The sequence below is a fragment of the Sulfitobacter sp. EhC04 genome (genome assembly GCF_001650875.1).
Taxonomy (GTDB): domain Bacteria; phylum Pseudomonadota; class Alphaproteobacteria; order Rhodobacterales; family Rhodobacteraceae; genus Sulfitobacter.
The window spans coordinates 1-24,890 of sequence record NZ_LXYI01000034.1; the positions used below are offsets into that span (position 1 = coordinate 1).

A 24,890-nucleotide genomic window follows, 5' to 3' on the forward strand; every position below is an offset into this window, starting at 1 on the left:
CGCTGCAGCTCCCGCTGACAGCAGCCACAAACCTTGGACTTTGCGGTCTTACACCAAAGCCCGGAACAAGCCGAAGGCGCCGGGCCATCGCCTGCCCGCCCCTCGGGTAGGCGATTTGGTGAGGCTGGGTATGTCTCTGACAGGAATCATTACGGTTGAGAAATCAAGTGGCATGGACAGAGGTCAGGATCGCCCACCCCGGGCAGGCGATGGCCCGGCTTGTGCTCCATGTCGGCGGTCGATGAGGGCTCGAATCCAACCTTCGCTGCGATCTGCGCGAAGGTCCGGTTTTCCATTTTGGGTCAGTTTATGACGCGGAGGCCAAAATCATCCGACGTTCAACACCGAGAGCCACTGGCTTGGTCCCTTGATGTCCAGTTGAGACAGGGCATGATAGCCTGAACCCCTTTGCCACCCATAGGAATCCGGTCGCCTTGCGATGTCATTCCGCTCAGGAGGAAGTGCCGATGTCCGATGTGATACCCTTTCTAGCCGGGGTGACGCCTGAAAGGCGGCACCGGGAGGCGGCGGAACTGGATGCCTTCTTTCAACGGGTCACAGGTTGGCAGCCGGTGCTGTGGCGCGGCGGGATGCTGGGCTATGGGACCTATGATTACACCTATGCCACAGGGCGCAGCGGCAGTTTTCTGGCGACGGGTTTTGCGCCGCGCAAAGCCAGGCTTTCGATCTACGTGATGCCCGGCTACGCGGATTTCGATTCGATTCTGTCGCGCTTGGGCAAACACAGCAAGGGCAAGTCCTGCCTCTACCTGAACAAGCTGGCGGATGTGGACATGGATGTGCTGGAAGAATTGATCCGCGCCGGTCTGGCGGACCTCGCGGCGCGCTGGCCGCTGCATCCGACCTAGACAAACATGCGGCCCTGTGACACTTCATCCGGGCCATAGGAGAATAGAATGTCCGCCGATACCGTCACCCGTTTCGCCCCGTCCCCCACCGGTTACATCCACGTGGGCAACCTGCGCACGGCGCTGATGAATTACCTGATCGCGCGCAAGGCGGGCGGCACCTTCATCCTGCGCATCGACGACACTGACCCGGAGCGGTCGAAAGAGGAATATGTCGATGGCATCAAGCAGGACCTGACCTGGCTGGGGCTGGAATGGGACCGGGTGGAACGCCAGTCGGAACGGCTGGACCGCTATCACGCCGCCGCCGAAGAACTGCGCGGCAAGGGCCGGTTCTATGAGGCTTTCGAGACGCCCACGGAACTCGACCTGAAGCGCAAGAAACAACTGAACATGGGCAAGCCGCCGGTCTATGACCGCGCGGCGCTGGCGCTGTCGGATGCGCAGAAGGACGACTTGCGCGCCGAGCGCGGCAATGGCGTCTGGCGTTTCAAGCTGGACCAAAGCCGGATCGAATGGGCCGACGGCATTCTTGGCGATATTTCCATCGACGCGGCCAGTGTCAGCGATCCGGTGCTGATCCGGGGCGACGGGCAGATCCTCTATACGCTGGCCTCTGTCGTGGATGACACCGAAATGGGCGTGACCCATGTGGTGCGCGGATCGGACCATGTGACCAATACCGCAACCCAGATCCAGATCATGCAGGCGCTGGGGTTCGATCATCCCGCCTTTGCCCACCATTCGCTGCTGACCGGCCCGCAGGGCGAGGCACTGTCCAAACGTCTCGGCACATTGGCCCTGCGCGATCTGCGTGAGCAGGGCGTCGAGCCCTTTGCCCTGCTCAGCCTGATGGCGCGGCTCGGGTCCTCGGACCCGGTGGAACTGCGCACCGATATGGCGGCGCTGATCGAGGGCTTCGACATCGAGCGTTTCGGGTCCGCGCCGACGAAATTCGACGTGCAGGACCTGTTCCCGCTGACGGGCCGCTACCTTCAGACCCGCAGCGTTGACGACGTTGCGGGCACGATTGCCGGTCTTGGCGTTCCGCAGGCGCAGGCGGCGCAATTCTGGGCCGTCACGCGGGAAAACATCGAAACGCTGCATGACCTCAAACCCTGGTGGGAAATGTTCCGCGACGGTGCCGACCCGGTGATCGAGGATGGCGACGAGGCCTTTGTCGCCGAAGCCATGGCCCTGTTGCCCGACATGCCTTTTGACGACACCACATGGTCCAGCTGGACAGGTGCCGTCAAGGAGGCGACGGGCCGCAAGGGGCGCGGGCTGTTCCGGCCCCTGCGGCTGGCGCTGACAGGGCAGGAACACGGGCCGGAAATGGCGGCCATGATGCCCCTGCTGCGGGTCGTGAAGGCACGCGGGTGACCTGTAGCCGACAGGCCCGGCGCGTGACCGCGGCGCGCAACGGGGCCAGTCGTGCCTGACGCGGCGCAGGCCAAGTTCCTGACCGGCAACCTGTTTGTGCATGTTGCGGTCATGGCCTTGACCTCTTCCATCGGGCTGATGGCCGTCTTCCTTGTCGATTTCGTCGATATGATCTTCATCTCGATGCTGGGAAGATCGGAACTGGCGGCGGCGGTGGGCTATGCCGGGGCGATCCTGTTCTTTACCGCTTCTTTCGGCATCGGCATGGGCATTGCCGCCGGCGCGCTGGTGGCCCGGGCGCTGGGTGCGAATGATCCCGTGCTGGCGCGAGAACGCTCGACCCATGCGCTGCTCTATGGCCTGATATTCGGAATCGTCTTTTCCATCGTGGTCTGGTCGGCACTGCCCGGCCTTGTGGCCATGCTGGGTGCCCAGGGCGAAACCGCCGGGCTGGCCATTCATTTCCTGCAGATTGTCGTGCCTTCGGTGCCCTTCCTGATGGTCGGCATGATGGGGTCCGCCATCCTGCGCGCGCATGGTGATGCACGACGTGCCATGATGGCGACAATCATCGGCGGCATTGTCAACGCGGTGCTGGACCCGATCCTGATCTTCGGGCTCGAACTCGAACTGACCGGGGCCGCAATCGCATCCTTTGCCGCGCGGGTGGTAATAGCGGGCATGGCGATCTGGCCCCTGATCAAGGTCTATGACGCACTGGTCCGCCCCCACTTCAAGGGCATGCTGCGTGACCTTGCCCCCGTTGTCGCCATCGCCTTTCCGACCATCCTCGCGCAGGTCGCAACGCCCGTCGGGCAGGCCTATGTCACCCGTGTCATGGCCGATTACGGCGAGGACGCGGTGGCGGGCATGGCTGTTGTGGCGCGGCTGATGCCGGTCGCCTTTGCCGTGGTCTTTGCCCTTTCGGGGGCGGTGGGGCCGATCATCGGCCAGAATTACGGCGCGGGCGACATGGCGCGGGTCCGGCGCGGCTTTACCGCAGCGGTCTTTTTTGTCGCATTGGTGATCCTGAGCATTTCGGCGGTGCTTTTTGTGCTGCGCGCGCCGATTGCCGATCTGTTCAATGCGACCGGCATCACGCGCGACCTGATCTATCTGTTCTGCGGCCCGCTGTCGCTGGCCTTCTTCTTTCCCGGTGTGCTGTTCGTGGCAAATGCCGTGTTCAACAACCTGGGCCAGCCGTTCCTGTCCACGGTGACGAACTGGGGCCGCAACGCTGTGGCCCTGATCCCGCTGGTCTGGATCTGCGCGGCCATCGGGGATGCCCCCGGCGTGCTGGTGGGCCAGTCGATGGCCGGTGTCGTTTTTGGCGTGGTGGCCTGGATCATGGCGCTGCGCTGCATCGCGCGTGGCGGCAAGCCAGAGGGCCGGGGCAAGGAGATTTTCGGGCGGGAGGGCCGCCTGATGACCCTATTCCACGCGCGCCGATAACCGCGCGAGGTGATCGTCCACCAGCGCGGTTTCCGCCGCCGACAACACCTTGTGCCGGGGATAGCGGGGGGCGGCGCGGTCGTTCAGCACCGGCGTCTCCCAACCATCGGTGGTGTCAAAGAACGCCGCGACTCCGGCCTCGCCGAATTCATGCAGAAAGCCCTGAACCACCACGTCGAGATAGCTCAGCAGAATGGCGTGATCGCCCGGCACCCCGGTCTGGGCGGGCGGCACCGCGTAATGGGCGATGTCCGGCGCGGGGCTGATCGGGTGGGTTACCGCACCACCCGATGACAGGCGCGCGTATCCTGCCTCGCGCGCATCCAGTGCGGCCCAGTCCGCCCCAGGCACGGCAGCAATGAGCCCGTCGATGGTGGTGCCGGGGTCTTCGATCACGCTGAGAAACACAAGATCGCGCACCGCTGTGCGCACCCAGGCCCGCCGCCAGCCGCGCAACCGGGCGGGATGGGCATCGGGGTAATCATGGGTCTGGCGGTTCACAAGGCTGCCATAGCCGAAGAAGTAGGGGGTCATGCTGTCCAGGGTCCGTATTTTGTGCAGGCAACAGATCATTGATGTCAGGGGCGTACAAGCCCGCTTGACGCCCCATGTGCCCCCGGCATACCAAAGGGCATCCGCCACGGGAGAATCGGACCATCCGATGCCGAAGGAGCAACCGCCCCGGAAACTCTCAGGCTCAGGGACCGTGCCGGATATCGACACTCTGGAGAGTGGTGCGAGACGCACCCGCCGAAGGGATAACGATCTCAGGCGAAAGGACAGAGGGGGCATCTTGGACCGCGATCTGCGGGGGAAAGGTGCCGGATTGATCCTTGGGGACAGGCGGCAGGAATATGGGACGCTGCGCCGATGGATGATCTGAAACACACTGCCCTTTTTGACCTGCATGTGGAACTGGGCGCCCGAATGGTGCCCTTTGCGGGCTATGCAATGCCGGTGCAATACCCCTTGGGCGTGATGAAGGAACACCAGCACACCCGCGACGCGGCCGGGCTCTTTGATGTCAGCCACATGGGGCAGGTGATCCTGTCGGGCGCGTCCTGGGACGCGGTCGCACGCGCCTTCGAGGCACTGGTGCCGATGGATGTGCTGGGGCTGGAGGACGGGCGGCAGCGCTATGGCTTCTTCACCAATGACGCAGGCGGGATCGAGGATGACCTGATGTTCGCCCGGCGCGGCGCGGACCTGTTTGTCGTGGTGAACGCCGCCTGCAAGGACGCCGATATCGCACGGATGAAAGCCGCCCTTGAACCGGATGTGACCGTGACACCCTTGACGGACCGCGCGCTGATCGCCGTGCAGGGACCGGCGGCGGCGGGCGTGATCGCCGCAATGGACAGCCGGGCAGGCAACATGGCTTTCATGGATGTGCGTGACCTCAATCTGGACGGCGTGCCGGTCTGGGCCTCGCGGTCCGGCTATACCGGCGAGGATGGTTTCGAGATTTCCCTGCCCGAAGATCAGGCAGAGGCGCTGACCCGCACCCTGCTGGCGCAGGACGGTGTTGCGGCGATCGGCCTTGGCGCGCGGGATTCGCTGCGGCTTGAGGCGGGGCTGTGCCTTTACGGCCATGACATTGATGCAGGTACAACCCCGGTCGAGGGCGCGCTGACCTGGGCGATCCAGAAGCTGCGCCGCGCAGGCGGCGACCGCGCGGGTGGTTTTCCGGGCGCGGATATCGTGCTGGGCCAGATGACAGACGGGGCCACCCGCAAACGCGTCGGCCTGCTGCCCGAAGGCCGCGCACCGATGCGCGAAGGCACCGAGGTTTTCGATGCCGCCGAAGGTGGCACCCTGGTCGGGCAGGTGACATCGGGCGGCTTTGGCCCCACCGTTGGGACCCCCGTGGCGATGGGCTATGTAGATGCGGGGTCTGCCAAAATCGGCACATCCCTCTGGGGAGAGGTCAGAGGCAAGAGACTGCCCCTCACCGTGGCGAAGCTGCCCTTCGTGGCGGCGAATTTCAAACGATGAAGTCAACAGGGAAGAAGACATGAAATTTACCGAAGAACATGAATGGCTGCGCGAGGAAGACGGCGAAATGGTGGTCGGCATCACCATCCACGCGGCAGAGCAACTGGGCGACGTGGTGTTCGTCGAACTGCCCGAGGAAGGCACCGTTGTCAGCAAGGATGACGAAGTTGTCGTGATCGAAAGCGTCAAGGCGGCCTCTGACATCCTGGCCCCCGTGGATGGCGAGATCACGGAAGTGAACAGCGCGCTGGCCGACAACCCCAGTCTGGTGAACGAAGACCCGCAGGGCGATGCCTGGTTCTTCAAGATGAAGATCAGCGATCCGTCGCAGCTGGATGAATTCATGGACGAAGCCGGATACCAGAAATTCATCGGCTGATCCGGCCGCACCCGCCGGAGCCTCCGGCGGGGATATATCAAAGCCAAAAAGAATGAGGGTGTCGCGATGAGCTTCAAGCCGACCGATTATCTGCCGTATGATTTTGCCAACCGCCGCCACATCGGCCCGTCACCGGCTGAAATGTCGGACATGCTCAAGGTCGTGGGGGCGAAGTCGCTGGCCGATCTGATAGATGACACCCTGCCAAAGGGCATCCGCATGAAAGGGTCACTGGACTTTGGCAGGGCGATGTCGGAACGCGAGGTGCTGGAGCACATGCGCGTGGTGGCGGGCAAGAACAAGGTCCTGACCAGCCTGATCGGCCAGGGCTATCACGGCACGGTCACGCCCCCTGCTATCCAGCGGAACATCCTGGAGAACCCCGCGTGGTACACCGCCTATACCCCCTATCAGCCCGAAATCAGCCAGGGACGGCTTGAGGCATTGCTGAATTTCCAGACCATGGTCAGCGACCTGACCGGTCTGGAGGTTGCCAATGCCTCGCTGCTGGACGAGGCGACCGCCTGCGCGGAGGCGATGACCATGGCGCAGCGGGTGTCGAAGTCGAAGGCGACCAAGTTCTTTGTCGACCGCGACTGCCACCCGCAGAACATCGCGGTGATGAAAACCCGTGCCGCCCCGCTTGGGATCGAGGTTGTCGTTGGTGACCCGGCCAAGATGAAGGCGTCGGAAGTCTTCGGTGCGATCTTCCAGTATCCCGGCACCTATGGCCATGTGCGCGACTTCACCGACAGCATCGCGGCCCTGCATGAACACAAGGGCATCGGTATCGTCTCTGCCGATCCGCTGTCGCTGACCCTGCTCAAGGAGCCGGGCGCGATGGGGGCAGATATCGCGGTGGGCAGCACCCAGCGGTTCGGGGTGCCCGAAGGCTACGGCGGCCCGCATGCGGCCTATATGTCCTGCAAGGATGCCTACAAACGCGCCATGCCGGGGCGGATCGTCGGCGTGTCCATCGACGCCCATGGCAACCGCGCCTACCGCCTGTCCCTGCAAACCCGCGAACAACACATCCGCCGCGAAAAGGCGACCAGCAATGTCTGCACGGCACAGGCCCTGCTGGCGGTCATGGCGTCAATGTATGCGGTGTTCCACGGCCCCGAGGGGCTGAAAGCCATCGCGCAGCGCATCCACCGCAAGACGGTGCGGCTGGCCAAGGGGCTGGAGGCCGCAGGCTTCAAGGTGGACCCGCAGGCGTTTTTCGACACGATCACGGTTGATGTCGGCCCCTTGCAGGCGGCCGTCATGAAATCGGCGGTGGACGAAGGGGTCAACCTGCGCAAGGTGGGCGAATTCCGCGTCGGCATCTCGCTGGACGAACGCACGCAGCCCAGGATCATCGAAGCGATCTGGCGCGCCTTTGGCATCGTCAAGGAGGATTGCGATTTCACCCCCGAATACCGCGTCCCCGAAGAGATGCTGCGCAGTTCTGGCTACCTGACCCACCCGATATTCCACATGAACCGGGCCGAGACCGAGATGATGCGCTATATGCGGCGTCTGGCAGACCGGGATCTGGCGCTGGACCGCGCGATGATCCCGCTGGGCTCCTGCACGATGAAGCTGAATTCGGCGGCGGAGATGATGCCGGTCAGTTGGCGGGAATTTTCGCTGATCCACCCCTATGCCCCCGCCGATCAGGCGCTGGGCTACAAGGAGATGATCGACGATCTGTCCGCCAAACTCTGCGACATCACCGGCTATGACGCGATCTCGATGCAGCCCAATTCGGGCGCGCAGGGTGAATATGCGGGTCTGCTGACCATCGCGGCCTATCACCGGGCCGAAGGCCAGGGGCACCGCAACATCTGCCTGATCCCGGTCAGCGCCCATGGCACCAACCCGGCCAGCGCGCAGATGGTGGGCTGGAAGGTGGTTGTGGTAAAATCGGCGGCCAATGGCGACATTGATCTGGATGATTTCCGCGCCAAGGCAGCGGCGGCGGGCGACAACCTTGCCGCCTGCATGATCACCTATCCCAGCACCCATGGCGTGTTCGAGGAAACCGTGACCGAGGTGACAAAGATCACCCATGAATACGGCGGCCAGGTCTATATCGACGGGGCCAACATGAATGCCATGGTGGGTCTGTCGCGCCCCGGTGATCTGGGCGGCGACGTGAGCCACCTGAACCTGCACAAGACCTTTTGCATCCCGCATGGCGGCGGTGGCCCCGGCATGGGGCCGATTGGCGTCAAATCGCATCTGACCCCGCATCTGCCCGGTCATCCGAACGCAGGCGGCGCGGCGGTATCGGCGGCCCCCTATGGCTCGCCCTCGCTGCTGCCGATTTCGTGGTCCTATTGCCTGATGATGGGGGGCGAGGGCCTGACACAGGCGACGCGGGTCGCGATCCTGAATGCGAACTACATCGCCAAGCGGCTGGAGGGCGCGTTTGACGTGCTTTACAAAGGGCCGACAGGCCGGGTGGCGCATGAATGCATCATCGACGTGCGCCCCTATGACGAAAGCGCGGGCGTCACGGTGGATGACATTGCCAAGCGCCTGATCGACTGCGGGTTCCACGCGCCAACCATGTCCTGGCCGGTGGCAGGGACGCTGATGGTCGAACCGACCGAGTCCGAGACCAAGGCGGAGCTTGACCGTTTCTGCGATGCGATGCTGGCGATCCGCGATGAGATTGCCGCGATCGAGGCAGGCGAGATGCCGCGCGAGAACAATCCGCTGAAAAACGCGCCGCATACGGTTGAGGATCTGGTGGTCGAATGGGGAGACCGGCCCTACACCCGCGAACAGGGGTGTTTTCCGCCGGGGGCCTTCCGGGTGGACAAATACTGGCCGCCGGTCAACCGGGTGGACAATGTTCACGGCGACCGCAACCTGATCTGCACTTGCCCGCCGCTGGAAGACTACGCAGAAGCGGCGGAATGAACTCAGACTGAGAAAACGGCCACCGGAACAGGTGGCCGTTTATACCTTGGTCCGGTCAGCCCAGGAGCAGGACCGCACCCAGGGGAACAACCACGTCACAGCTGCCGATGGCTGGCTGTGCTGACGCGGTACGGTCGGGATACCACAGGCGACAAGAGCCAGCGGGCGGATAATAGCCCTTTGGCACGACGATATTGCCAGTATTGAACACGTCGTTGCGAACGACCATCCTGGTTTGCTGGGCATTGGCGGCGTGCAGGGGCATGCTGATGGCAGTCAGCGCGGCGAGAACGATGCAGGACTTACTCAAAGATTTTAGCACGTTAAATCTCCTTTCGAAAGGGGCCAGCGCCGGAAATGGTCGATGGCCATGGACCCAACGCGCGGAGCCACGATAAAGTTCCGGATCGTGATTGGGTTGGCTATTGACCGACGTCGTTCAGAAATTTGAAGGCCTTGGCCAGACGTTGCCAGGTTGCCTTGTCCGGCGCGGCCAGGATGTGGCCGCTGCGCAGGGTGGCGTCGTAGTCATCGCCCGACAGCATCTGCACATAGCCGCCCGCCTGCTGGCAGATCAGCACGCCAGCGGCATGGTCCCAGGGATTCAGGCTTTCGGTCAGCAGAAAGTCCACATGCCCCTGCGCCAGCATCCGGTATTCATGCGCCGAACAGCGCAGGCAGTTGACCCATCCGAAACCGCCAAGGGTCTTTGCAAGCTTCTCCCGCCGCGCGTGATCGAACAGATAGAGCGGGATATAACCCGAAAGCCCCGCCAGTTCGCCCCCCTTGCTGACCCGCAGATCGCGCGTCACGCCGGACGGCTGTTGCATCCGGGCGGGGCTTTGATCGTCAGCGATGGCCCAGTCATCCATCACCGGATCATAAATCAGCCCGAAGGCCGGTTTGCCATATCGTGTGACCGCAAGGATAATGCCGAACACCGACATGCCCCGTGCGAAATTCCAGGTGCCGTCCACCGGGTCGATGATGAAGCACAGCGGCGCATCGGCAATCTTGTCCAGCAGGGTGGGATCGGCGGAAACTGCTTCCTCGCCAATCACCAGCGCGCCGGGAAAGGCCATGCCCAGGGCGCGGGTGATCATTGCCTCTGCCGCCGTGTCCGCGATGGTCACCAGGTCATCCGGCCCCGACTTGGTGGCGATGTCGGCGGCATTCAGCGCGCGGAAACGCGGCATGATCTCGGCCTTGGCAGCGCGGCGCAGGATGTTGATCACATTGTTGCGCTGGGCAGGGCTCAGCGCGGGGGCGCGTTTGGCGGGCAGATTGTCAGGCATTGTCGCTCCTTTGTAGTCTGGCGCAGACTTGCCTGATCCGTCGGGGGATGTGCAAGCCGTGGTGTGGCAAGGTGCTTGCGTCATTCTCGCGCACGCAGGACCTGCGCGGGCCGGGCATTGAGCGCCCGCAGGGCAAAGCCCAGCCCGGCCAGGACAGAGGCCAGCGCCCCGCCCGCCACGATCAACAGGGCAGAGGGCCAGATCACGCTGAAGTCTGTTTCCATCACGAAGTGGCTGACGGCCCAGCCGCCAAGTATTCCGGCCAGCAGCGCGACGCTGCCCGCGAAAAGCCCCAGCAAGGCCGCGCGCAGCACAAAGCTGGTGGCGATGGCACGCCGCGACGCGCCCAAGGTCTTGAGCAGCGCGGATTCGTAACGCCGCGCCTCCGCCCCGGCTGCCGCCGCGCCGATCAGCACCACAAACCCCGTCAGCAGTGTGGCCAGCGCCCCGTAAGAGGTCGCGGCGGCAAGGCTTGCCAACACGGCGGACACCCGGTCGATGGCGTCGCGCACCCGGATTGCGGTGATATTGGGGTATTGCGTGGCCAGATCGCGCAGAATGGCGGCTTCGGCCTCTTCCTCGGCATAGACCGTCGAGATGAAACTATGCGGCGCACCCGCCAGCGCGGCGGGGTTCATCGTCAGGACAAAGCCGATCCCGGCGGTGGAGAAATCCACCTCCTGAAACGAGGCGATGGTGCCCGTGATGTCGCGCCCCAGCACATTGATGGTCAGCGTGTCGCCCAGGTTCAGACCCATCTCTTCGGCCTCTTCGGCGGCAAAGCTGATCAGGGGCGGCCCGTCGTAATCCTTTGGCCACCATTCACCTGCGGTGATCCTGGCCTCGGCACCGGGCTGGGCGGCATAGGTCACGCCACGGTCGCCGCGCACCACCCAGTGATCGCCCGCGACCTCCCGTGCCGGCTTGCCGTTGATCTGGGTCACGACACCGCGCAGCATCGGTGCGCTGTCGATGCGGCTGACGGCGGGGTCGTCCTCCAGCCGCCTGGTATAGCCGGGCATCTGGTCCTTCTGGATGTCGACAAAGAAATAGGAGGGCGCCACATCGGGCAGGTTGCCCGCGATGGCCTGCCGCAGGTTGCCGTCGATCTGCCCCACGGCGGCCAGCACCGACAGGCCCAGACCCAGCGACAGCACCACGGCACCGGCCCCTTCGCCCGGTCCGGCAAGGGCCGCCAGCGCCCAGCGCAGCCGGGGGCGGCCCCGCGCCAGCCGTGCACCGCCCCGCGCCACGACACGCAGCAGCATCGCCGCCAGCACAAGGATCAGCAGCGCCCCCGCGATGCCGCCCAACGTCCAGAGCGTCAGCCACCATGAGCCGTTGAACCAGCCCGCCAGCGCCACCAGCGTCACGGTCAGGGCCGCAATCGCCACGAGGTACTTCGCCGCCGGAAGACGGCGCGCGCCCGCCCAGGCATCGCGGAACAGGGTTGCGGCGCGCACGTCCTCGCTGCGGGCCAGCGGCCAGAGGGTAAAGGCAAGTGCGGTCAGCAAGCCATAAAGCGCCGCCTCGATCAGTGGCGCGGGATAAAGCGCGAAACTGGTCGGCAAGGGCAGCCTCGCGGCAATGATCGGTGACAGCAGCAGCGGCACCAGCCCGCCCAGCACCACGCCGATGGCGACGCCCAGCAGCGACAGCGTACCGATCTGTATGAAATAGGTCTGGAAGATGGTGGCCCGCTCGGCCCCCAGGGCGCGCAGGGTAGCGATGACGCCGGTCTTGCCCTGAAGATAGGACCGCACGGCGGCTGAGACTCCAACACCGCCGACAGCCAGGCCGGACAGGCCCACCAGCACCAGAAACGCGCTTAACCTTTTGACGAAACGCGCCACACCGGGCGCACCATTGCGCGCATCGGTCCAGCGCATCCCGGCGTTCTCGAACCGCGCCTTGGCCTCGGCCTCAAGCGCGGCAAGGTCGATGCCTTGCGGCAGGTCCAGCCGGTATTTGCTGTTGTAAAGCGTGCCAGCGGCCAACAGGCCCGACCCCTCCAGCGCGTCGCGACGCAGCAGGGTGCGCGGCCCCAGGGCAAAACCGCTGGCAGCACTGTCAGGCTCGCGCAGGATCAGCGCGGACAGACGATAATCGCGGGTGCCAAGGCGGAAGATGTCGCCGGCTGCCAGCCCCAGCCGGTCCGACAGGGCCCGCTCCATCACCGCGCCGGGCAGGTTGTCCCGTGTTGCCAATGCCTGCTCCAGCGGCATCGCGGGATCGAGAACCATCTCTCCGACAAGCGGGTAAAGGTCATCCACCCCCTTGATCTGGGTCAGGGCGCGGTCATCGCCGACCACGGCCATGGATCGGAATTCAACGATTTCGGACACAGCAGTGGCGCGGTCTGCCATCCATGCCTGTTCTTCCGGGTTGGCGAAACGGTAGGTAAAATCAAGCTCGGCCTCGCCGCCCAACAGGGCCGCCCCCTCGCGCGCAAGCCCGGCCTCGATCGCGGCGCGGACGGACCCGACAGCGGCAATTGCGGCCACCCCCAGCGCAAGGCAGGCCAGAAACAGGCGGAACCCGCGCAACCCCCCGCGCATTTCGCGGCGTGCAAAGCGTGCAGCGAGCGCAAGGCTCATGCGATTTTCCCGTCGGCCAGCGCGATGGAACGGTCGCAGCGTTCCGCCAGCACCGGGTCATGGGTGACCAGCACCAGCGTGGCACCATATTGGTCGCGCAGGGAAAACAGCAGGTCCATGATGGCCGCACCATTGGCGCTGTCCAGATTGCCCGTCGGCTCATCCGCCAGCAGGATCGCGGGACGCGGCGCACAGGCGCGTGCCAGCGCCACCCGCTGCTGTTCGCCACCCGACATCTGCGCCGGGTAATGGCCGGTGCGATGCCCCAGCCCCACGATATCCAGCGCCTCCCGCGCGCGCTCAAAAGCGTCCTGGACCCCGGCCAGTTCCAGCGGCGTCGCGACATTTTCAAGGGCGGTCATGGTGGGGATCAGGTGAAAGGACTGGAACACGATTCCCATGCGCCCCTGCCGGAACCGCGCCAGCGCATCCTCGTTCATCGCGGTCAGGTCCTGACCCAGCGCATGCACGGTCCCGCCCGTGGCCTGTTCCAGCCCGCCCATGACCATCAGCAGCGAGGATTTGCCCGATCCCGAAGGCCCGGTCAGCGCGACGCTTTCGCCGCTCTCGACGTTCAGGGAAATTCCGCGCAGGATATCGACGGGTCCGGCATTGCCCTTGAGCGATAAAAGCACATCTTGAAGGTGGAAAACGGTGTCACTCACGCGGGGGCCTTTCAACGGGGTCCCTACGGATATGGAGTTGTTACGATGATGCGCAAGGCGATTTTGGCGATTGTTCTGGTTTGGGGGCAGGCGGTTGCGGCGCAGGACGTTGTCATTGCGGCGCTGGGTGACAGCCTGACCCAGGGCTACGGCTTGCCGGCAGAAGAAGGTTTCGTGCCGCAACTGGAAGGCTGGCTTGCAGCGCAGGGCAGCGACGTTCGGCTGATCAACGCGGGCGTTTCCGGCGACACGACTGCCGGAGGGCTTGCCCGCGTGGGCTGGACCCTGACGCCCGAGGTCGATGGTCTGATCGTGGCGCTGGGCGGCAACGACCTGCTGCGCGGGCTGGCCCCGGATCAGGCGCGCGCCAACATCGACGGGATCTTGCAGGCGGCGCAGGAGGCGGGTGTAGAAGTATTGCTGATCGGCATGCAAGCGCCCGGCAACTACGGCCCCGAATACAAGACCGAGTTCGACGCCATTTACCCCGACCTCGCCGGTGAATACGGCACCCAGCTTCTGGGCAGTTTCTTTGCCGGATTGACGGAAGGGGACGCGCCCGCCGACCCGTCACAATTGCGCGCATTCCTTCAGGCCGACGGCATCCACCCCAATGCCGAGGGTGTGACCCGGATTGTCGGACGTATCGGGCCGGAGGTTCTGGACCTGATTGCCCGGATCAAGGCGGACTGACCCCTGCCGGGGCGGCTTTGGCAGACGGGTTGGAGCGCCACCGGCCGGGCTGACGGCACCGCGCCTTGAGAACTGGAGCCTGGCAAAAGAAAACGGGCGCCTGACAGCGCCCGCATTCCCTCATGAAACTGATTTTGCTCAGGCCAGCGCGATGTTCGCAGCGCTTTCGCGGCCGTCACGGCCTGCTTCGACATCGAATGTCACTTTCTGGTTGTCGGCCAGACCGGTCAGGCCTGCCCGCTCAACAGCGGAAATGTGAACAAAGATATCCTTGCCGCCCCCGTCAGGGGCAATAAAGCCGTAGCCTTTGGTCGTGTTGAACCATTTTACGGTGCCAGATGCCATGGACCGGTTCTCCTGTCTTAATTCTGCCCGCGGAATGCGGCAGCGTGGCTCGGACGAAGTCGTGATCGTTCCAGCGCCAAAAGGCAGGGAGTGTCGAAAGTCATTCGTGCAGCGTTTTCGATAATGAAAGGAATCATGCGAAAATCAAGTCCCTTTACCGGGTCTGGCCCAATCGGCGGACCCCTGCGCATGAAATTTCACCGGAATGAAATAATTTGACCGCTTGATAAAAAAATAACTCTGGGGCAGAGTTTTTCAAAACCCAGCCAATGCAAGGTGAGCCAGATGACTTCAGATGTGTTTGAACCGGGAATTCAATCGGGGCGGTTGAGCCCGGCGGAGTATCAGGCGCAGTTTTCGGACCTGCACCCGCCGCTGGATGCGCATGAGGCCCTGGTGGCGGCGGATCGGTGTTATTTCTGCCATGACGCGCCCTGTATCACGGCCTGTCCCACGGATATCGACATCCCGCTGTTCATTCGCCAGATCGCAACGGGCACGCCGGATGCGGCGGCCAAGACGATCCTGAGCCAGAACATCATGGGCGGCATGTGCGCGCGGGTCTGTCCGACGGAAACCCTGTGCGAACAGGCCTGCGTGCGGGAAAAGGCCGAGGGCAAGCCGGTGCTGATCGGCCAGTTGCAGCGGTATGCGACGGACCATTTGCAGGCGCAGGGCGTGCATCCCTTTGTCCGCGCGGCCCCCACCGGAAAGACCGTGGCGGTGGTGGGCGCGGGCCCTGCGGGCCTGTCCTGCGCGCACCGGCTGGCGATGCTGGGGCATGACGTGGTGATCCATGATGCGCGGCCCAAGCCCGGCGGCCTGAACGAATATGGCATCGCAGCCTACAAGACACCCGGCGGCTTTGCCCAGGCCGAGGTGGACTGGCTGATGCAGATCGGCGGCATTACCTTCAAGCACGACAGCGCTCTGGGCCGGGACCTGAACCTGGAGAAGCTGAAAGCGGAATATGACGCCGTGTTCCTTGGCGTCGGCCTTGGCGGGGTGAACGCCCTGGGGGCCGAAGGAGAGGACAAGCAGGGGGTCAGCGACGCGGTCGATTTTATTGCCGAGTTGCGGCAGGCCGGTGATCTGGCCGCCCTGCCGATTGGCCGCGACGTGGTGGTGATCGGTGGCGGCATGACGGCGGTGGACGCGGCGGTGCAGGCCAAGCTGCTGGGCGCGCTCAACGTCACTCTGGTCTACCGGCGGGGGCGCGACCGGATGAACGCCTCCGTCTTCGAGCAGGACCTCGCGGCCTCCAAGGGGGTGCGGATCGTGACCCATGCGGTGCCACTGGCGGTGCATGGCAATGGGACGGTGCGCGAGATCGAATTCGAATATGTCGATGACGCGATGAAAGGCACGGGGCAGACCCTGAAACTGCCTGCCGACCAGGTGTTCAAGGCGATTGGCCAGACGCTGGAGGGGGAGGGGATGCCCGACCTCGAAGGCCGCAAGATCAAGGTGGACGGCAGCGGCCGCACCAGCGTGGCAGGCATCTGGGCCGGGGGCGACTGCGCGTCGGGGGGCGACGACCTGACCGTGACGGCGGTGGCCGAGGGCCGCGATGCGGCGATGGATATTCACATGGCGCTGACCAAATGAGGTTTCGCGGCGAAACCTTGTTTATTAACAATGAGTTAATTCTTGAGGCGCGCGCCGCGCGGTAACCGCGGGGAACAAGCGCATCGGGAATGGACGCATCTTTTGAGGATAGTGATATGGCTGATCTGACAACCGACTTCATCGGGATCAAATCCCCGAACCCGTTCTGGCTGGCCTCCGCGCCGCCGACGGACAAGGAATACAACGTCCGCCGCGCCTTTGAGGCCGGGTGGGGCGGTGTGGTGTGGAAGACACTGGGCTCCGAAGGGCCGCCGGTGGTCAACGTGAACGGGCCGCGCTATGGCGCGATCTATGGGGCGGACCGGCGGTTGCTGGGGCTGAACAACATTGAACTGATCACCGACCGCGACCTTTTCACCAACCTTGAAGAGATCAAGCGGGTAAAGGCCGATTATCCCGACCGGGCCATCATCGTGTCGATCATGGTGCCCTGCGAGGAGCAAGCCTGGAAGGCGATCCTGCCGCTGGTGGAGGACACCGGCGCGGACGGGATCGAGCTGAACTTTGGCTGCCCGCACGGGATGAGCGAGCGCGGCATGGGGGCTGCGGTGGGCCAGGTGCCGGAATACATCGAGATGGTGACCCGCTGGTGCAAGTTGTACTACTCAAAGCCGGTGATCGTGAAGCTGACGCCGAACATCACTGACATCCGCAAGCCTGCGGCGGCGGCGCGGGCCGGGGGCGCGGATGCGGTCAGCCTGATCAACACGATCAATTCGATCACTTCGGTCAACCTTGATACCATGTCGCCGGAGCCATCCATTGACGGCAAAGGATCGCATGGCGGCTATTGCGGCCCGGCGGTCAAGCCCATCGCCATGTCGATGGTGTCAGAGATTGCGCGGGGCGAGGACACCCACGGGATGCCCATTTCCGGGATCGGCGGGATCACCACCTGGCGCGATGCGGCGGAGTTCATCACGCTGGGCTGCGGCAACGTGCAGGTTTGCACCGCTGCGATGACCTATGGTTTCAAGATCGTGCAGGAGATGATCAGCGGGTTGTCGGAGTGGATGGACAGCAAAGGTCATACCAGCATCGAGGATTTTCGTGGCGCGGCGGTGCCCAATGTCACGGACTGGAACCAGTTGAACCTGAACTACATTGCCAAGGCCAAGATCAACCAGGACCTGTGCATTTCCTGCGGTCGCTGCTTTGCCGCCTGCGAAGATACCAGCCATCAGGCCATCGCCATGTCTGACGACCGGACGTTCAGCGTGATCGACGCGGAATGTGTTGCCTGCAACCTTTGCGTCAATGTCTGCCCGGTGGAAGACTGCATCACGATGGAAACGATGGCACCGGGTGCCACTGATCCGCGCACCGGCAAGGTGGTGCAGCCGGATTATGCGAACTGGACAACGCATCCGAACAACCCGTCAGCCACTGCCGCCGAATAACAGCGGCGGCAGTCACGGCTCAGGCCTGGTCGGCCCCTTTCAGAAAGGGGGAGGTCGGCAAGGGGTCTGGCATGGTTCTGGAAATCTCTGCCAGGGTGGGCAGCAGGTTTTCGATCTGCGCGGCCAGAATGGAGTTTGGCGTGGCGTCCGCCGGGCGTCTTGCCAGCGCCGGGCGTTGCGCCGCCTCACCACCCGCACCGGCACCCGAGCCGGAATGAGAGGTCGAGGACCCATGCCGGGGTGTATCGGCAGGGCGATTTGTCGGCGCGATCTTGACCGCGCTTGATGTCGCGCCGACGCTGCCGGCGGTATCTTGTGCAGCACTTTGCCCGGCCGTGGCCGTGCTGTGCACCGCGAATGGATTGGTCAAAAGTAGAACACTCATCTCTGCTCCGATCATCTGGAATTGGGTTTGCCGCCCATGGGTCAGTCTGCACCGCATTTGTGAAGGAAGGGTAAAGACGTCTTTTCAAGCGACCGGGTTGCCGCGCCTGCGGCTTTGGGGGGCGGGAAATGGCAGAACGATCTTGGTCGCTCAGACCCTGAGCATCGTTTCGAACATCAAGCGCAGATGGGCAGAGGCGCGGGCGTGCGGGTCTTCTGTTGGCCCCAGCAGCACCCTGACCTGGCTTTCGAAATCGGCGTAATGCTGGGTGGTGGACCAGATCGAAAAAATCAGGTGTTGCGGATCGAGGGGCGGCAGCCTGCCCTGGGTGATCCATTCGGCGATCAGCGCGCATTTTTCGTCGAACAGCGGCTTGAGGTGCCCGGTCAGTTCCGGGGCGATGCGCGGCGCGCCTTGCAGAATCTCATTTGCGAAAAGCCGGCTTTCGCGGGGCAGATCGCGGGCCATGTCGAGCTTGCGCTGCACATAGGACAGGATTTCGGACACAGGCTCGCCCGCGGGGCTCATTGCCACAAGCGGGTCGAGCCAGGTGTCCATCAACTGGCTGAGCAGGGTGACATGGATGTCTTCCTTGCCATCGAAGTAATAAAGGATATTCGGCTTGCTCAACCCGGCCTCTGCCGCGATCTGGTCGAGCGTGGCCCCGCGGTAGCCATGGCGCGAAAACACGTCGAGTGCGGCCTCCAGGATCAGCCTGCGGTTGCGCTTTTGGATGCGACTTGTTTTCTTGGGCGCGCCGTCTGGCAAGGGCGTCTCCGGCAGGGTGCTGAGAAATGAGGCAGTCGCCCCGATGGGTCCGTGTGATGCTAAAAGCAGTTCTTGACAGATGCCAGTCTAATCGCAATCGTGCCTTTACCAAATGGTAAAATTTATTCCGCCAGCCAATCGAGGAGCCAGCAGATGCCTGCACCCGGTGAGAACCTGAAGATCAACCCGGACCGCCTGTGGGACAGCCTGATGGAGATGGCAAAGATCGGGCCTGGGGTCGCGGGGGGAAACAACCGTCAGACCCTGACCGACGAGGATGCCGAGGGCCGCGCGCTGTTTCAGACATGGTGCGAGGATGCGGGCTGTACCATGGGGCTGGACCAGATGGGCAATATGTTCGCCCGCCGCGAGGGGACGGACCCCGATGCGCTGCCGGTCTATGTCGGCTCGCACCTCGACACGCAGCCGACGGGTGGCAAATATGACGGTGTGCTGGGGGTTCTGGCCGGGCTGGAGATTTTGCGCACGCTGAACGATCTGGGGATCAAGACGAAGCATCCGATTGTTGTGACCAATTTCACCAATGAGGAAGGCACGCGCTATGCCCCTGCGATGCTGTCGTCGGGGGTGTTCGCGGGCATTCACACGCAGGACTGGGCCTATGCGCGCGTCGATGCGGCGGGCAAGGCCTTTGGCGACGAGCTGAAGCGGATCGGCTGGCGTGGAGAGGAAGAGGTCGGGGCGCGGAAGATGCATGCTTTCTTTGAACTGCACATCGAGCAGGGCCCGATCCTGGAAATCGAGGGCAAGGATATCGGTGTGGTCACCCATGGTCAGGGGCTGAGCTGGACCCAGGTGACGGTCACGGGCAAGGACAGCCATACAGGCTCCACCCCGATGCCGATGCGCCGCAATGCGGGGCTGGGCATGGCGCGGATCCTGGAGAAGGTGGACGAGATCGCCTGGTCGCACAAGCCGCATGCGGTCGGGGCGGCGGGGCATATCGACGTCTATCCGAATTCGCGCAACGTGATACCGGGCAAGGTGGTCTTTACGGTTGATTTCCGGTCGCCCGAGTTGAGCGTGATCGAGGACATGGAGGCGCGGTTGCGGGTCGAGGGGCAGAAGATTGCCGATGACATGGAATTGGAGATCGCCTTTGAGAAGGTCGGCGGGTTTGATCCGGTGGCCTTTGACGAGGGCTGCGTGGCGGCGGTGCGGTCAGCGGCGGAGCGTCTGGGGTACAGCCACATGAACCTGATTTCCGGCGCGGGGCATGATGCCTGCTGGATCAACCGGGTCGCCCCCACGGCGATGGTGATGTGCCCCTGCGTGGATGGGCTGAGCCATAACGAGGCGGAAGAGATATCGAAGGATTGGGCGATGGCCGGCGCCGATGTGCTGTTGCATGCGGTGGTGGAGACAGCGGAGGTCGTCGGGTGAGGCAGGTGCCGATTTTTTCGAAAAAATCGGGCCGGAATTTTCGAAAATTCCGGTGTTGCGCATGATTGCAAAGGGGCTTTCAATACCTCGGAGGATCGACAGATTGCTGGACACCGAAGTGGCAGAGGCGCTGACCAGTACCGACCGTGTGACACGGCGCACGGCACGGGATTTTGAACGGACTAGGCGCGCACCGCGTGAAGTAACGGTAAACTTTTCGGGCGGGATCACTCAGCGGTGCTGGTCGGTCAGCCGCGGCGATGGCACCTACCGGGTCGTTTATCTGCCCAGGGCGGGATATTTCTCGCTCTGTGTGGAAAGCGATTTCGGGCCGCTGGATATCGGCGTTCACGGGCCAGCGCTGGGGTGTTTCGGATCGGTCTGAGCCGGGGGGCGCTGCCCCCCGGACCCCCCGGGAATATTGAAGGCCAAAAAGAGTAAAAGACGGGAGAGATGTGATGAGCAAGGTGATCAAAGGCGGCACGGTCTGCACGGCGGATCGGACCTGGAAGGCGGATGTGCTGATCGAGGGCGAGAAGATCGTCCGCATTGGCGAGGATCTGACGGGCGACGAATATATCGACGCCGAGGGGGCCTATGTCATCCCTGGCGGGATTGACCCGCATACCCATCTTGAGATGCCGTTCATGGGCACCACTGCCGCCGAGACTTTTGAAAGCGGCACCTGGGCTGCGGCCTGTGGCGGGACCACGATGATTGTCGATTTCTGCCTGCCGGGCGCGAATGGCAGCATCAGGAATGCAATCAACGAATGGCACCGCAAGTCGGCGCCGCAGATCTGTTCCGACGTTGGCTATCACATGGCGATCACCGGCTGGGACGAGAACGTATTCAACGAGATGAAGGACGCCGTGGAGATGGGCGTCAATTCCTTCAAGCACTTCATGGCCTACAAGGGCGCGCTGATGATCGAGGACGACGAAATGTTCGCCTCCTTCAAACGCTGTGCTGAGCTGGGCGCGCTGCCGATGGTCCATGCGGAGAATGGCGATCTGGTGGCGGAGCTGCAGCAGAAGTATTTCGATCTGGGGATCACCGGGCCGGAGGGGCACGCCTATTCCCGCCCGCCGGAGCTGGAGGGGGAGGCCGCGAACCGGGCGATCACCATTGCGGATACCGCCGGGGTGCCGCTTTATATCGTGCATGTGTCCTGCGAACAGACCCATGAGGCGATCCGCCGGGCGCGGCAAAAGGGGATGCGGGTCTATGGCGAGCCGTTGATCCAGTTCCTGACGCTGGACGAGAGCGAGTATTTCAACAAGGATTGGGACCATGCCGCGCGGCGGGTCATGTCGCCGCCGTTCCGCAGCAAGGATCATCAGGACAGTCTTTGGGCGGGGTTGCAGGCCGGGTCGCTGCAGGTGGTGGCGACGGACCATGCCGCCTTTTCCACCGCGCAGAAGCGCGCGGGCAAGGATGATTTCAGGATCATTCCCAACGGGTCGAACGGGCTGGAGGAACGTCTGAGCGTGCTCTGGACCGAAGGGGTGGAGACCGGGCGTCTGACGCCGAACGAATTTGTCGCCGCGACCTCGACCAATGTGGCCAAGATCCTCAACATCTACCCGCGCAAGGGGGCGATTGTGGAAGGGGCGGATGCGGATATCGTGGTGTGGGATCCGAAGATCACCAAGACGATTTCACCTGCGAACCATCACTCGGTGCTCGACTACAACGTCTTTGAGGGGTTCGAGGTGACGGCGAACAGCCGCTATACGCTGAGCCGGGGCGAGGTGATCTGGGCCTGGGGACAGAACAGCCAGCCGCAGCCGGGACGCGGCAAGTTCATTCCGCGCCCTGCCTTCCCCAGCGCCAATGTGGCGCTGTCGAAGTGGAAGGCGCTGACCAGCCCGAAGATGATCAAGCGCGATCCGCTGAACATTCCGGCGGGGATTTGACAACGTGGGTTCAGCGATGCCTCTCGAAAATCCAGGTTCCGCTCCAGCGGAGCCTGTCATTTCCGCACAGAACCTCGATTTGACGTTCCAGACCAATGACGGGCCAATCCATGCCCTGAAAGGGGTCAGCCTGGACATCGCTAAAGGCGATTTTGTCTCCTTCATTGGCCCCTCGGGCTGTGGCAAGACGACGTTTCTGCGGGTCATGGCCGACCTGGAACAGCCCACGGGTGGCACGGTCACCGTGAACGGCATGACACCGGAGGAGGCGCGGCAGGCGCGGGCCTATGGCTATGTTTTCCAGGCGGCGGGGCTTTATCCCTGGCGGACGATTGGCGGCAACATCCGCCTGCCGCTGGAGATCATGGGCATTCCCAAGGCCGAGCAGGATGAGCGCGTGGCGCGTGTGTTGGACCTGGTGGAATTGAGCGGGTTTGAAAAGAAATTCCCCTGGCAATTGTCGGGTGGCATGCAGCAGCGGGCCAGCATTGCGCGGGCGCTGGGGTTCGACGCGGATATCCTGCTGATGGACGAGCCCTTTGGCGCGCTGGACGAGATCGTGCGCGACCATCTGAACGAACAATTGCTGAAGCTCTGGGATCGGACCGGCAAGACGATTGCCTTTGTCACCCATTCGATTCCCGAAGCGGTCTATCTGAGCACCAAGATCGTGGTGATGTCACCGCGCCCTGGCCGGATCACCGATGTGATCGACAGCCCGCTGCCACGCGAGCGGCCGCTGGACATTCGGGAGTCGCCGGAATTTCTGGAAGTGGCGCACCGGGTGCGGGAAGGGTTGCGGGCGGGGCATGGCGATGTGTGAGCGCGGTCAAGCGGCCCGGTCCGCCGCGAATTGGTGCGACGTTCCGGGTCCGCTCCGCCGTTTGGGTGGGGAGGCGAGGTCCCCCTTCATCGTTCACGGCCATCGGCTCACCAGCCTGTACCGCCGATGCAGAACACGACAAAATCCTTTCATTGTTCTTAAAATACACAAAAGACATCATCTGCGGCTGGCCGGGGCGCTGGTGTATTTGAGGAACAATGAAGCGGGGGGTGTCGCATGAGGCGTTCTGTCGTGCCTGTGTTGACCGTTGTCGGGTTCCTGCTGGTTTTCTGGTATGCGGCGGCGGTCTGGCTGAATGCGCCCTGGGCCTATAACAAGGCGCAGCGGGCGGGCGAGACATTGTCATTCTCGCAGGTGGTCGCCGATACCTGGTCACAGAAAAAGCCGAAACTGCCGGCACCGCACCAGGTGGTGAAGGAGGTCTGGGAGACAACGGCACAGAAGGCCGTGACTTCGAAACGGTCGCTGATCTATCATTCCGGCGTCACGCTGAGTGCCACCTTGCTGGGCTTCGTGCTGGGCACCGGGCTGGGCATTTTGCTGGCGGTCGGGATCGTCTACAACAGGACCATGGACATGTCGGTCATGCCCTGGGTGATCGCAAGCCAGACGATCCCCATTCTTGCGATTGCGCCGATGATCATCGTGGTGCTGAATGCTGTTGGCATTTCCGGCTTGCTGCCCAAGGCGATGATCAGCATGTATCTGTCGTTCTTCCCGGTTGTTGTCGGCATGGTGAAGGGGCTGCGCAGCCCTGAGGCGATGCAGTTGGACCAGATGAGGACCTGGCATGCCAGCAAGGGGCAGACCTTCTGGAAGCTGCGCTTGCCATCCTCGATGCCCTATCTCTTTACCTCGTTGAAGATCGCGATGGCGGCCTCCCTTGTGGGGGCGATTGTGGGTGAATTGCCGACCGGGGCCGTGGCCGGTCTTGGCGCGCGGTTGCTGGCGGGCAGCTATTACGGGCAGACGGTGCAGATCTGGTCGGCCTTGGTGATGGCGGCGGTGCTGGCGGCCTGCCTTGTGGGCATCATCGGGGTGTTGCAACGCGTCATGTTGCGCCGGATGGGGATGGGCTGATGGGTTGGATTTTCTTTGCCGCTGCCGCCTGGGCGCTGGGATGGCTGTTGAATGTCTGGCTGGCCCGGCAGCCGGTGACCTGGTGGTCGTCGCTGGCCGCGCCGGTCATCTTTGGCGTCACGCTGCTGGCGGTCTGGGAAGGCATGGTGCGCGGGTTCGAGATCAACCAGGTTCTGCTGCCCGCCCCCACAGCCATTGCCGCGCGGATCGGGACATCGGCGGATCTGCTTTGGGCGGATTTTGCCCAGACCGTGCTGAAAGGGGCGCTGTCGGGCTATGTGATCGGCTGCGGTGCGGCCTTTGTGATTGCGGTGGCGGTCGACAGGTTCCCGTTCCTGCAGCGGGGCCTGTTGCCCGTGGGGAACTTCGTCGCGGCGCTGCCGGTGATCGGCATGGCACCGATCCTGGTGATGTGGTTCGGCTTTGACTGGCAGTCCAAGGCGGCGGTGGTTGTGGTCATGGTGTTCTTTCCGATGCTGGTGAACACGGTGCAGGGGTTGCAGGCGGCGGATGCCATGCAGAAGGACCTGATGCGCACCTATGCGGCAGGCTATTGGCGCACCTTGCTGAAGCTGCGGTTGCCCTCGGCCATGCCATTCATTTTCAACGGTCTCAAGATCGGGACCACACTGGCACTGATCGGCGCGATCGTTGCTGAATTTTTCGGCTCGCCCATTGTCGGGATGGGCTTTCGCATCTCCACATCCGTGGGGCAGTTGACGCTGGACCTCGTATGGGCAGAGATATTTGTCGCGGCGCTGGCCGGATCGGCCTTTTACGGGCTGATGGCGCTTGCCGAACAACGCGTGACCTTCTGGCATCCGAGCCAGCGTAATTAACCAAGAAGACCAACCAACGGGAGTAAAAAAGATGAA

The 24,890-nt window shown here is 63.4% G+C and carries 23 protein-coding genes and 1 riboswitch; of the genes, 15 read left to right on the top strand and 8 right to left on the bottom strand.

Going from position 1 to position 24,890, the window contains the following annotated elements; translation table 11 throughout:
- Positions 1 to 467: 467 nt before the first annotated feature.
- The 3 genes from A8B82_RS14845 to A8B82_RS14855 all read left to right on the top strand — a co-directional run bounded on the left by A8B82_RS14845 (position 468) and on the right by A8B82_RS14855 (position 3,704).
- A complete protein-coding gene (locus A8B82_RS14845) occupies positions 468 to 869 on the top strand; it encodes a DUF1801 domain-containing protein (RefSeq protein ID WP_067293979.1) in 402 nt (133 codons plus the stop codon).
- A gap of 48 nt (positions 870 to 917) precedes the next feature.
- Positions 918 to 2,252, top strand: coding sequence for a glutamate--tRNA ligase (gene gltX / locus A8B82_RS14850; RefSeq protein ID WP_067293981.1), 1,335 nt, complete (start codon positions 918 to 920; stop codon positions 2,250 to 2,252).
- Between the two features lie 111 nt (positions 2,253 to 2,363).
- Positions 2,364 to 3,704, top strand: a complete 1,341-nt coding sequence (locus tag A8B82_RS14855; protein ID WP_138069782.1) for an MATE family efflux transporter — start codon at positions 2,364 to 2,366, stop codon at positions 3,702 to 3,704.
- On the opposite strand, the gene A8B82_RS14860 is transcribed toward A8B82_RS14855, so the two are convergent.
- Positions 3,684 to 4,238: a gamma-glutamylcyclotransferase family protein gene (locus A8B82_RS14860; RefSeq protein WP_067294372.1), complete on the bottom strand. Its 555-nt coding sequence runs from the start codon at positions 4,236 to 4,238 to the stop codon at positions 3,684 to 3,686. The two genes, A8B82_RS14855 and A8B82_RS14860, sit on opposite strands and share 21 nt — an antisense overlap.
- A 97-nt stretch (positions 4,239 to 4,335) precedes the next feature.
- A riboswitch (glycine riboswitch) is annotated at positions 4,336 to 4,421 on the top strand.
- 153 nt (positions 4,422 to 4,574) lie between these two features.
- On the opposite strand from A8B82_RS14860, the gene gcvT reads away from it, so the two are divergent.
- From gcvT to gcvP, 3 genes are all read left to right on the top strand, one after another.
- Positions 4,575 to 5,699, top strand: coding sequence for a glycine cleavage system aminomethyltransferase GcvT (gcvT, locus tag A8B82_RS14865; protein ID WP_067293986.1), 1,125 nt, complete (start codon positions 4,575 to 4,577; stop codon positions 5,697 to 5,699).
- Positions 5,686 to 6,078: a glycine cleavage system protein GcvH gene (gcvH, locus tag A8B82_RS14870; protein WP_443069344.1), complete on the top strand. Its 393-nt coding sequence runs from the start codon at positions 5,686 to 5,688 to the stop codon at positions 6,076 to 6,078. The genes gcvT and gcvH overlap by 14 nt, the downstream gene beginning before the upstream one ends.
- A gap of 66 nt (positions 6,079 to 6,144) precedes the next feature.
- A complete protein-coding gene (gene gcvP, locus A8B82_RS14875) occupies positions 6,145 to 8,991 on the top strand; it encodes an aminomethyl-transferring glycine dehydrogenase (protein ID WP_067293991.1) in 2,847 nt (948 codons plus the stop codon).
- Positions 8,992 to 9,046: 55 nt separating this feature from the next.
- On the opposite strand, the gene A8B82_RS14880 is transcribed toward gcvP, so the two are convergent.
- The 4 genes from A8B82_RS14880 to A8B82_RS14895 form a co-directional block, all read right to left on the bottom strand.
- Positions 9,047 to 9,313 carry a hypothetical protein gene (locus A8B82_RS14880; protein ID WP_067293993.1) on the bottom strand — a complete coding sequence of 89 codons (267 nt, stop codon included), beginning with the start codon at positions 9,311 to 9,313 and terminating at the stop codon, positions 9,047 to 9,049.
- Positions 9,314 to 9,413: 100 nt separating this feature from the next.
- Positions 9,414 to 10,286: an inositol monophosphatase family protein gene (locus tag A8B82_RS14885; RefSeq protein WP_067293996.1), complete on the bottom strand. Its 873-nt coding sequence runs from the start codon at positions 10,284 to 10,286 to the stop codon at positions 9,414 to 9,416.
- 80 nt (positions 10,287 to 10,366) lie between these two features.
- Entirely contained in the window at positions 10,367 to 12,883 is a 2,517-nt protein-coding gene (locus A8B82_RS14890; protein ID WP_067293999.1) for an ABC transporter permease, read from the bottom strand.
- Entirely contained in the window at positions 12,880 to 13,548 is a 669-nt protein-coding gene (locus A8B82_RS14895) for an ABC transporter ATP-binding protein (RefSeq protein ID WP_067294002.1), read from the bottom strand. The genes A8B82_RS14890 and A8B82_RS14895 overlap by 4 nt, the downstream gene beginning before the upstream one ends.
- Before the next feature lie 45 nt (positions 13,549 to 13,593).
- On the opposite strand from A8B82_RS14895, the gene A8B82_RS14900 reads away from it, so the two are divergent.
- Entirely contained in the window at positions 13,594 to 14,241 is a 648-nt protein-coding gene (locus A8B82_RS14900) for an arylesterase (protein ID WP_067294004.1), read from the top strand.
- Between the two features lie 138 nt (positions 14,242 to 14,379).
- Here the strand turns inward: A8B82_RS14900 and A8B82_RS14905 are convergent, their stop codons facing one another.
- Entirely contained in the window at positions 14,380 to 14,586 is a 207-nt protein-coding gene (locus A8B82_RS14905; RefSeq protein ID WP_067294005.1) for a cold-shock protein, read from the bottom strand.
- Positions 14,587 to 14,871: 285 nt separating this feature from the next.
- Here A8B82_RS14905 and A8B82_RS14910 point away from each other — a divergent pair, with 285 nt between their 5' ends.
- Both A8B82_RS14910 and preA read left to right on the top strand, forming a co-directional pair.
- Positions 14,872 to 16,194: an NAD(P)-dependent oxidoreductase gene (locus A8B82_RS14910; protein ID WP_067294008.1), complete on the top strand. Its 1,323-nt coding sequence runs from the start codon at positions 14,872 to 14,874 to the stop codon at positions 16,192 to 16,194.
- Between the two features lie 116 nt (positions 16,195 to 16,310).
- On the top strand, positions 16,311 to 17,615 hold the full coding sequence (gene preA / locus A8B82_RS14915) for an NAD-dependent dihydropyrimidine dehydrogenase subunit PreA (protein ID WP_067294010.1): 1,305 nt from the start codon (positions 16,311 to 16,313) through the stop codon (positions 17,613 to 17,615).
- Positions 17,616 to 17,634: 19 nt separating this feature from the next.
- Here preA and A8B82_RS14920 read toward each other — a convergent pair whose 3' ends face one another.
- Together A8B82_RS14920 and A8B82_RS14925 are read right to left on the bottom strand one after the other, a co-directional pair.
- Positions 17,635 to 18,000 carry a hypothetical protein gene (locus A8B82_RS14920; RefSeq protein WP_138069778.1) on the bottom strand — a complete coding sequence of 122 codons (366 nt, stop codon included), beginning with the start codon at positions 17,998 to 18,000 and terminating at the stop codon, positions 17,635 to 17,637.
- Between the two features lie 150 nt (positions 18,001 to 18,150).
- Positions 18,151 to 18,768: a TetR family transcriptional regulator C-terminal domain-containing protein gene (locus A8B82_RS14925; protein ID WP_067294014.1), complete on the bottom strand. Its 618-nt coding sequence runs from the start codon at positions 18,766 to 18,768 to the stop codon at positions 18,151 to 18,153.
- Positions 18,769 to 18,921: 153 nt separating this feature from the next.
- Here A8B82_RS14925 and A8B82_RS14930 point away from each other — a divergent pair, with 153 nt between their 5' ends.
- The 6 genes from A8B82_RS14930 to A8B82_RS14955 all read left to right on the top strand — a co-directional run bounded on the left by A8B82_RS14930 (position 18,922) and on the right by A8B82_RS14955 (position 24,854).
- Positions 18,922 to 20,172, top strand: a complete 1,251-nt coding sequence (locus A8B82_RS14930; RefSeq protein ID WP_067294016.1) for a Zn-dependent hydrolase — start codon at positions 18,922 to 18,924, stop codon at positions 20,170 to 20,172.
- Between the two features lie 103 nt (positions 20,173 to 20,275).
- Positions 20,276 to 20,557, top strand: coding sequence for a hypothetical protein (locus A8B82_RS14935; RefSeq protein WP_138069779.1), 282 nt, complete (start codon positions 20,276 to 20,278; stop codon positions 20,555 to 20,557).
- Positions 20,558 to 20,630: 73 nt separating this feature from the next.
- Positions 20,631 to 22,091, top strand: a complete 1,461-nt coding sequence (gene hydA, locus A8B82_RS14940) for a dihydropyrimidinase (RefSeq protein WP_067294019.1) — start codon at positions 20,631 to 20,633, stop codon at positions 22,089 to 22,091.
- 16 nt (positions 22,092 to 22,107) lie between these two features.
- Positions 22,108 to 22,914, top strand: coding sequence for an ABC transporter ATP-binding protein (locus A8B82_RS14945; protein WP_067294022.1), 807 nt, complete (start codon positions 22,108 to 22,110; stop codon positions 22,912 to 22,914).
- Positions 22,915 to 23,151: 237 nt separating this feature from the next.
- Positions 23,152 to 24,015, top strand: coding sequence for an ABC transporter permease (locus tag A8B82_RS14950; protein ID WP_067294024.1), 864 nt, complete (start codon positions 23,152 to 23,154; stop codon positions 24,013 to 24,015).
- On the top strand, positions 24,015 to 24,854 hold the full coding sequence (locus A8B82_RS14955) for an ABC transporter permease (protein ID WP_067294027.1): 840 nt from the start codon (positions 24,015 to 24,017) through the stop codon (positions 24,852 to 24,854). Before A8B82_RS14950 ends, A8B82_RS14955 begins: the two co-directional genes overlap by 1 nt.
- Positions 24,855 to 24,890: the final 36 nt, after the last annotated feature.